General features: G+C 72.5%; 2 protein-coding genes and 1 pseudogene. 2 read left to right on the forward strand and 1 reads right to left on the reverse strand.

The window, feature by feature from the left end; translation table 11 throughout:
* Nucleotides 1-913, reverse strand: a 913-nt coding sequence (locus G6030_RS09575) for an acyl-CoA dehydrogenase family protein (RefSeq protein ID WP_182642980.1), incomplete at its 3' end; no start/stop codon positions are given.
* Nucleotides 914-1060: 147 nt separating this feature from the next.
* On the opposite strand from G6030_RS09575, the gene G6030_RS09580 reads away from it, so the two are divergent.
* Together G6030_RS09580 and G6030_RS09585 are read left to right on the forward strand one after the other, a co-directional pair.
* Nucleotides 1061-2701 (forward strand): AMP-binding protein, encoded by a 1641-nt coding sequence (locus G6030_RS09580; RefSeq protein WP_182642981.1) that lies wholly within the window; start codon nucleotides 1061-1063, stop codon nucleotides 2699-2701.
* Nucleotides 2702-2756: 55 nt separating this feature from the next.
* A pseudogene (locus G6030_RS09585) lies at nucleotides 2757-2982 on the forward strand (glycosyl hydrolase family 43); the annotation flags it as partial.

Here is a 2982-nt window from a genome sequence, read left to right on the forward strand (position 1 = left end):
GGCGGGCGGCGTCGAGGTACGCCGCGCGGGCCGAGGCCACGGCGGCGGCCATGTCGGCGAGCAGGAAGCCCAGTCCCTGGTGGCCGATGATGGTCTTGCCGAACGCCTCGCGCTCGTTCGCGTAGGCCACCGCGTCGTCGAGCGCGCGCTGTGCGATGCCCGTGGCCACGGCGGCGATCCCGAGGCGGCCCGAGTCCAGGGCGGAGAACGCGATGCGCAGGCCCTCGCCCTCGGCGCCGATGAGCCGGCTCGCGTCGACGCGGGCGCCCTCGTACGAGGCGGTGGTGGTGGGCACCCCGTTGAGGCCCATCTTGTCCTCGGGCTTGCCGAAGTGCAGGTTCTCCGTGTCGCGCGGCACGAGCAGGCAGGAGATGCCGCGCGAGCCCTCGCCGGTGCGGACGAAGGTGTTGTAGACGTCGGCGATCCCGCCGTGGGTGATCCACGACTTGGTGCCGGTCACCACGTACGCGTCACCGTCCCGGTCGGCGCGGCACCGCAGGGCGGCGGCGTCCGATCCGGCCTGCGGCTCGGACAGCGAGTACGCACCGATCTGCTCGCCGGCGAGCAGCCCGGGTAGCCACTCGGCCTTCTGCTCGTCGGTGCCGGCGGTGGCCAGCGGGAAGCAGGACAGCCCGTGGACGCTCGTGGCCACCGCGACGGCCGCCCACCGGGCGCCGAGTTCCTCGAGGACCTGCAGGTACACCTCGTACGGCTGGTCGCCGCCGCCGAACTCCTCCGGGTAGGGCAGGCCGAGCAGGCCGACCTCGCCGAGCTGGGCGAACAACCCCTCGGGGTAGGTGTGGTTCCGCTCGTGTTCCGCGGCGACCGGCTCGAGGAGCTTGTCCGCGACCGAGCGCGTCATCTCGAGGAGTTCGTACGCCTCGTCGCTGGGGAGCAGTCGGTCCACGGCCATGGGGGTCCTCCGGGTGCGTGCGGGAAAGATACTGGGTCCCATTAGAGTGCACGCCCGGACCTTGGGCCCTGTAGCCCCGAAAGCGGGGGTGCCCGTCGGTGGGTGGTGGTGGTGCTCACCCCGCCGACTGGACCACAATCGCCGACTATGACCGAGAACACCGCGTCGACCGCGTCCACGCCCCTGTCGCCGGAGGACCTGCTGGCGATCTACGACGTCCCCGGCGCGAGCGCCGCGGAGTTCCTGTGCGACCGGCACGATCCGGACGCGGTCGCGTTCACCGTCATCGACCCGGACCTGTCCGGGCGCGACATCACGTACGGGGAGCTGCGCACGGAGAGTGAGAAGGTCGCCGCCGCCCTGGCCGCGCTGGGGGTGTCCGAGGGCGACCGCGTGGCCACGCTCATGTCCAAGTCCGCCGATCTGGTGTTCACGCTGATGGGGATCTGGCGGCTCGGCGCCGTCCACATGCCGTTGTTCACAGCGTTCGCGTGGCCGGCCATCGAGATGCGCATCACCGGTGGCGACGCGGAGGTGATCGTCTCCGACGCCGACCAGCGCGGCAAGCTCGAGTCCACGTCCGTACCGGTCGTCGTCGCGGGCCTGGCCGACTGCCCGGAGGCCCGGGAGGGCGACCTCGACCTGGCCACGATCGTCGCGGCGCAGGAGCCCGGTCGCCCCGCCGCGGTCACCGGCCCGGACGCCGGCATGGTCATGCTCTTCACCTCCGGTACGACGGGCACCCCGAAGGGTGTCGTCGTGCCGGTGCGCGCGCTGGCCGCGTTCCACCAGTACATCGAGACCGGCCTGGACGTCCGCGCGGACGACGTGTTCTGGAACGGCGCCGACCCGGGCTGGGCGTACGGCCTGTACTACGGTATCCTCGGTCCGCTGGCCGTCGGGCGCCGCAGCCTGCTGCTGCACGCCCGGTACACGCCGGAGCTGGCCTTCGCCGTGCTGCAGTACTACCGCGTCACCAACTTCGCCGCCGCCCCGACCGTGTACCGGACCATGCGCGCCAAGCGCGACATCGCGCCGGCCGACGTGAAGCTCCGCCGCGCCTCGGCCGCCGGCGAGCCTCTCACCCCCGAGGTGATCGAGTGGTCGCGTGAGCAGTTCGGTGTGGAGGTGCGCGACCAGTACGGGCAGACCGAGCACGGCATGTTCATCATCAACCCGTGGCACGATTCCCTGCGCGAGGAGGTCCGCCCCGGCTCGATGGGCGTGCCCCTGCCGGGCTGGTCGTGCACCGTGCTGGCGGCGGACTCGGACGAGCCGGCGCCCGTCGGGGAACTGGGCCGCGTGGCGATCGACGTGCCGGCCAGCCCGCTCATGTGGTTCACCGGCTACCACGAGGCGCCGGAGAAGACCGCCGAGCGGTTCAGTGCGGACGGCCGCTGGTACTACACCGGTGACGCGGCCAAGCTCGACGCCGACGGCCACTTCTACTTCTCCAGCCGCGACGACGACGTCATCATCATGTCCGGCTACCGCATCGGGCCGTTCGACGTGGAGTCCGTCCTGGCCAAGCACCCGGACGTCCTCGAGTCGGCGGTGATCGGCGTGCCCGACGAGCTGGCGGGTGAGGTGCTCGAGGCGTACGTCGTCGTGCGTGAGGGCGTCGACGGCGGCCCGGAGGCCGAGTCCGCGCTGCAGAAGTGGGTCAAGACCGAGTTCGCGGCCCACGCCTTCCCGCGGAAGGTCCACTTCGTGCGCGAGCTGCCCAAGACCCCGTCGGGCAAGATCCAGCGCTTCCTGCTGCGCAAGGAGCGCTCCGGGCAGGCCTGACGGGCCGCGGACCGGGGCGCTGCGGGCCGGCGCGCGGGGGAACTACCCTCAGCCCATGACTCCCGCGGCCTCCGTCCGTTCCCCCGGGTCGGCGGCCCTCGTCGTCGTCGCCCTCGTCACGGCGGTCACGGTGGCCGCCACCGCCGTCGCCACGGCCACCACCGCGACGGCCGCGGCCAACCCCGTGATCTCGTCGGTCGCCCCCGACCCCTCGGTGCAGCGCGGCGCCGACGGCGCGTTCCACGTCCACGCCACCTCCGACGACTGGGGTGACGGCGCCG

It is taken from the genome of Dietzia sp. E1 (assembly GCF_014145015.1).
In the GTDB taxonomy this organism is placed as follows: Bacteria; Actinomycetota; Actinomycetes; order Mycobacteriales; family Mycobacteriaceae; genus Dietzia; species Dietzia cinnamea_A.